The organism is Microcoleus sp. S13_B4, from assembly GCF_036700885.1.
In the GTDB taxonomy this organism is placed as follows: domain Bacteria; phylum Cyanobacteriota; class Cyanobacteriia; order Cyanobacteriales; family Microcoleaceae; genus Microcoleus.
In genome coordinates this window covers 25408-31407 of sequence record NZ_JAUBPU010000065.1, presented here as the reverse complement: position 1 = coordinate 31407, position 6000 = coordinate 25408, and the positions used below count along the sequence as shown (strand labels likewise).

The 6000-nt window shown below is 46.4% G+C and carries 5 protein-coding genes; 3 read left to right on the top strand and 2 right to left on the bottom strand.

Going from position 1 to position 6000, the window contains the following annotated elements:
• Positions 1 to 1021 (top strand): diguanylate cyclase domain-containing protein (locus QT994_RS23470; RefSeq protein ID WP_333178794.1); only part of this gene is annotated, 1021 nt, incomplete at its 5' end.
• A gap of 18 nt (positions 1022 to 1039) precedes the next feature.
• Here the strand turns inward: QT994_RS23470 and QT994_RS23465 are convergent.
• Both QT994_RS23465 and QT994_RS23460 read right to left on the bottom strand, forming a co-directional pair.
• Positions 1040 to 1279 (bottom strand): helix-turn-helix transcriptional regulator, encoded by a 240-nt coding sequence (locus QT994_RS23465; RefSeq protein ID WP_333178791.1) that lies wholly within the window; start codon positions 1277 to 1279, stop codon positions 1040 to 1042.
• A gap of 263 nt (positions 1280 to 1542) precedes the next feature.
• The gene (locus QT994_RS23460) at positions 1543 to 2550 is read right to left on the bottom strand and encodes a methyltransferase domain-containing protein (protein ID WP_333178788.1); all 1008 of its coding nucleotides are present in this window, start codon (positions 2548 to 2550) and stop codon (positions 1543 to 1545) included.
• Positions 2551 to 3135: 585 nt separating this feature from the next.
• On the opposite strand from QT994_RS23460, the gene trxB reads away from it, so the two are divergent.
• Positions 3136 to 4506: a thioredoxin-disulfide reductase gene (gene trxB / locus QT994_RS23455; RefSeq protein ID WP_333178786.1), complete on the top strand. Its 1371-nt coding sequence runs from the start codon at positions 3136 to 3138 to the stop codon at positions 4504 to 4506.
• 270 nt (positions 4507 to 4776) lie between these two features.
• Positions 4777 to 5661, top strand: coding sequence for an ABC transporter permease (locus QT994_RS23450; protein WP_333178783.1), 885 nt, complete (start codon positions 4777 to 4779; stop codon positions 5659 to 5661).
• Positions 5662 to 6000 lie beyond the last annotated feature (339 nt).

The window sequence follows — 6000 nt, the reverse complement described above, 5'->3', positions numbered from 1 at the left end:
GAATTTTCAAGTTGAAGCTTCATCCCTAGCCAAAGAAGTAGCCCGGTTTTTTCAAGCTCACCCGCTGCTTCCGGGAGTTATCTTGACCGTAAAAGGCGAATTTTTAGGGATGATATCGCGCAGGCGATTTATGGAACGCATGAGCCGCCCTTACGGGCTAGATACATTTGCTGGCCGACCAATTATGGCTTTGTATCAAATAGCTCAAACTGATATTTTGATTTTACCAGGAGTAGCCTTAATTGTCGTGGCAGCTCAGCGAGCCATGCAGCGGCAGCCCGAACTGGTTTACGAGCCGATTGTTGTGCAGTTAGAACCTCAAGTTTACCGACTGTTAGACGTGCATCAAGTATTGGTAGCTTTATCCCAAATTCACCAACAAGCTACTGGATATATTAGGGAACTTTATTACAACTTATCGCTCACGCAATCCGAGCTAGAAGCAGCTAATTCTCAATTAAAAGCAGCTAATTCCGAATTGTATCGCCTTGCGAACTCAGATGGTTTAACTCAGATTGCCAACCGCCACTGTTTTAACAAATACTTACAGAAAAAATGGCGAGAATTGGGAGAAGCAGCAGCAGAAATATCTTTAATTTTATGCGATGTTGACTTTTTTAAGACATACAACGATACTTACGGACATCAGGCGGGAGATGCTTGCTGGCAGCAGGTAGCCCAAGCTATTTTGGCAGCGGTAAATTACTCAGCAGGCGCAGTTTCCGGGGAGACTCTGGTAGCTCGTTACGGAGGTGAAGAATTTGCGGTAATTTTACCCCGCACTTCGTCTGAAATAGCTGTTTGGATTGCAGAGCAAATTCGAGTTTGGGTAAAAGAACTAGAAATCGAACACCTTAATTCAGCGGTGTGTTCTTTCGTGACGCTGAGTTTGGGAGTAGCGAGTACGTTTCCTCAGCCCGAAACTTCTCAGGAAAATCTACTTGCAGCGGCAGACCGCGCGCTTTATCAAGCTAAAGACAAAGGGCGCGATCGAGTAATTTTAGATGCCGATGAATTTTAGATTGGAAAATCGTTTCCATCATAGATTATCTGGCAAATCGCCGATCGACCTGCCGATGCTAGTCAGCAATTTCTCCAAAGCTTTCATCTGCTTGACGGTGAACGTCGGCACATTCTTTCCCAACTCCCAACGACTGATTGTTTGCGACGAAACGCCAGGCTCTCGCGCCCAATCTTTCTGACTCATCTCCAGTTCTTCCCTGAGCTTCTTCAAATGCGACTCTTCATCTTCAGGTCGCGGAACGGGCTTTTTCGGCATAACTTCGATCGCAGATTTTTCCGATCAGATGCTTAAACATCTTACTCCCTTCCTCGGAGAAGATTATCTACTTGTGATTCTTCCTGACTCTTCCTTCGCGTTTTTCGCGTCTTCGCGGTTCAATCATACTAATTTTTCCGACCCGAAAACAGTAATTAAACAACAAACAGATCACGGAAGGGTAAGGCGCATAGCTGGAAAGGCGCGATCGCTCCTATTGTCATTTGAAAAGTTATCGGGCGATCGTCCCGTGCCTACAAAGACTAGCACCAAGCACGCTCCGCCGTCCAGTGTCTGTCTGAAGATTCATAAATCCTCAACCCATCCAACCCGGCATTTTGGATCATCTCCTCAACTTCATCCAGCGTAAATGCTGCTTGCAGCGAATCGCTGAATAACTGTTTCTGATGCGCGTTGCAATCTCCCGCATACAGATTAACTAAATTATCCCTGATTTCCGCTTTTTCCGGCCGCAGCAAATCCCGCAAAAAAATTGCTCCCTGCGGCTTCAACACCCGCTTGACTTCCTGCAAAAATGGCAGCGGATCGGGCAAATGGTGGATAATGCTGTTGGAAATCACCATGTCAAAATAACTGTCTGGATACGGCATTGCCTTAGCATCAATTAATTCGAGACTGATTTGCGATCGCACGCCGGCCTTTTCCACATTTTCTGCCCCGACTTTCAGCATATTTGCCGACAAATCGATGCAAGTCAATTTCCATGCTGGCCGGAGTTGACAAAGGGCTATCGGAATTCTCGCCGTACCCGTCCCCGCATCCAAAACGTTTCCAAAAACCGGCCCCAACGCCGCAGCACTCTTAGCAAAAGCAGTATTAACCTCAGTAAAGTCCATCGAATCGTATTCGATCGCCTCTTCCAAGGAATCCATCACTTCCGGTTCCAAAACTCGCTGCATAAAACTTATCTCGTTATCTGGCATTTCCATATAGGGGTTCAGTTTCGCCTGCAAAAGCTCGACTAACTCCGGTTCCATATATTCGTAGTTGTCCGGGATTTGCAGGCAAATAACTTTCTTGCCTTCGAGACTTTCGGGAAATTTGCTGCGAAGTCGATCGCCATGCTTCTTCTCCATCACAAATATCAAATCTGCCCAACCGACAAGACCCTCAGTAACTCTAATTCTTGCACCTTTTTCCGTTCCAGCCGATCGCACGCTGTAGCCGCTAACGTTCTCGCATATCTTCTCGGCAGTCAAACTCCTCCACTTATTCTGACTGCACACAAACAATATCTTGATTTTATCCATCTAGACACAATTACAAAATTCTATGTTTATCGTGGCACGGGCGTCCCGCCTGTGCTTCCGAAGCGGTTAAAAATTTCTTTCTAATTTTCCCTCGCTCGCACCTTGCATACCACAAATACTGTATTTTGTCAAAATTGGCAAAATCTCCGTTACAATTCTTAAACCATAAAATGCGGACTTTGCATAAATAATTGCACTAATTACATTTGAAGAGGTTGCTAATTTTATGAATTAAGTAGGTTTCAGCGTCACCAAGTCAAATTAGTCATAATGCCCCTGGATTGTGAAAATCCTACCACAAGCCTCAAAGCAAGTAAATAGGTAAAATAATTGAGAATGAAGTCAATAATTTCGGTCGTATTTAGATTTTCTTAAGAATTGAGGACTCAAAATAGATCGAACATTTAAAACTAAATCGACTTTTAGATTGTTTTTGCTTATAAAACAAGCTGGAATTGCCCCGAAGACCGATCGACCCTCAACAATAGATACAGATGCTCGATCGCCCAATGGCATCCAACCAAACTCGATCGAACTCTGCTAGAATTAGTAAAACGAAGTCGTTATGAGTTTAAGTAAATAGCTATGACCAACGAAACCGTAGAAAACCTAGTAATTATCGGCTCAGGCCCTGCAGGCTATACAGCAGCAATCTACGCAGGTCGGGCAAACCTGAAACCCGTAGTGTTTGAAGGTTACCAAGCGGGAGGCGTCCCCGGCGGTCAACTGATGACCACCACAGAAGTAGAAAACTTTCCCGGTTTCCCTGAAGGGATCACCGGGCCGCAGCTCATGGATCGAATGAAAGCTCAAGCAGCGCGCTGGGGTGCAGAATTATACACAGAAGATGTAACTTACGTAGATTTGAGCCAGCGTCCGTTTACAGTGCGCTCAGAAGACAGAGAAATCAAAACCCACACGATAGTAATCGCTACAGGCGCGACCGCCAAACGGCTGGGGCTGCCTAGCGAACACGTATTTTGGAGTCACGGCATTTCGGCCTGTGCGATTTGCGACGGCGCTACCCCAATTTTTAAAGGAGTAGATTTAGCTGTCATCGGCGCGGGCGATACCGCAGCGGAAGAATCTATTTATTTGACAAAATACGGCTCTCACGTACATATGCTGGTGCGGCGCGATCAAATGCGCGCCAGCAAAGCCATGCAAGACCGAGTGCTGAGCAATCCCAAAATTACCGTGCACTGGAACACCGAAGCAGTGGATATTTTGGGCGAAGCGGGCGGCAAAATGGACGGGGTGAGGCTTAGAAATATCGAGACGGGCGCCGAGAGCGATTTGCTGGTGAAAGGATTGTTTTATGCGATCGGTCACACTCCCAACACTCAACTGTTCCAAGGTCAGCTAGAACTCGACGAAATAGGCTATATCGCCACCAAACACGGTTCGGTAGAAACCAGCGTCGAGGGAGTTTACGCCGTCGGCGACGTACAAGACCACGAGTTCCGCCAAGCAATCACCGCCGCCGGCAGCGGTTGTATGGGTGCGATGCTGGCAGAACGTTGGCTGTCAGTCAACGGTTTAACCCAGGAATTCCATCAAACCCAGGAATCCGAGCAACCCACAGCAGCGCCGGAAGCTCAAAAAGTACGCAAAACCAGCGAGAACTTTGATATCAAAGACACGCGCCACGAAGGAGGTTATGCTTTGCGGAAGTTGTTCCACGATAGCGATCGACTGATTGTGGTCAAATATGCTGCTCCGAGTTGTGGGCCTTGCCACAGCCTCAAGCCGATTTTGAGCAAAGTAGTAGATGAGTTCGAGGGCAAAATCCACTACGTGGAAATTGACATCGAAGAAGATCCAGAAATTGCTGAAAATGCTGGCGTGATTGGTACGCCGACGATTCAGTATTTCAAAGACAAAGATTTGGTAGCTGAGCTCAAAGGAGTTAAGCCGAAAAGCCAGTACCGCGAGTTAATTACCAGTAATTTGTAGGAATTCGATCAATTTTAGATTTGAGGTGTGCCAAGAGAGATTTAACCTAAACTCAAATTGCGTTCCACCTGTCAAGAACCCGGTTTCTCCCCTGCGCGCCAGTCCCGTGCAGGAGATAAATCGGGTTTTTTTTTAGCCCCATCGCGCGAAAAAACCCGGTTTGTCGCGAGTGTTTGGCGAATAAGAAAGAGGATTTTTGAGTGTTCCGGGTTTTTTCGCCTGAGTCCTACTAAAATCTAAAAGTCTTTCTTATATTGGTCGATCGTAATTATGGCTCAAAGCCGCCTCCGACTACCACGATTTCTCAACAGTGCCTCACCGTCAAGCCTGTCCATGAAAATGATGTGGGCAGGTTTGACAATAACGGCCGTGTTTATATTAGTAGCCACCTTGTCTCCAGCTATGCAAGCTTGGGGATGGCTGCAAAATCCTACCGAGGCTTTGATTAACCCCATCCACGAACCGCCGTCGGGGAATTATTGGTTTGGTACTAGCCGCAGCGGCTACGATGTGTTTTCCCGCACGCTGTTTGCTTCTCGGGCCGCTTGGCAAGTGGTGATTTTAGCCACATCTTTGAGTTTGTTTATCGGTGTGCCGCTGGGTTTGGTTAGCGGTTATTTGGGCGGTAAGCTCGATCGAGTGTTGTTATTTTTAATGGATACAATTTATACTTTGCCGGGGCTACTACTTTCTTTGACGCTAGCGTTTGTAGTAGGAAAAGGAGTTTTGAATGCTGCGATCGCCCTGAGCATTTCCTACATCCCTCAATACTACCGCGTCGTCAGGAATCACACCGTCAGCGTCAAAACCGAATTATTTGTCGAAGCCGCGCGAGCAATGGGTGCTGACACTTGGACAGTGCTTTCCCGCTACTTGTTTCTGAATGTGATTCAGAGTGTACCGGTGCTGTTTGCGCTCAACGCTGCCGATGCAATTTTAACATTAGGAGGTTTGGGATTTCTTGGATTAGGACTTCCCGAAGCAACTCCCGAATGGGGACACGACTTGCGTTTAGCTTTAGATGCGCTACCTACTGGCATTTGGTGGACAGCTTTGTTTCCCGGTTTGGCTATGACTTTAATGGTGGTGGGATTATCTTTGGTGGGAGAAGGATTAAACGAGTTTGTTAACCCTCGCCTGCGGAATCAGCAGTAATCTGTCTCGCGGTTAAATTAAGTTCGCAGTCAGGACTTTAGTGCTTATTCACAAATATAAAAAAACTGAAGTCCTGACTACAAACACGCACTATAAAGAGATGTTAATCTCGGCCCAATTAATTACTAAATCTTTCTCTTAAGAAGGTTAATTCTTTCTAATAAGCTGTCGCGCATTTAAATTGTATATTCAGGGCGGGCGTCCCGCCCACCCCACAAGACTTGAATTTTTTTAGACATACAATTTAAATGCCGCAACAGCTTAAATCTTCGTTGGGTTGTCAATATAAAGAGGGATCGGAAATTTTTCTTGATAGCTTCATCCCCTAACGGTCAAGCC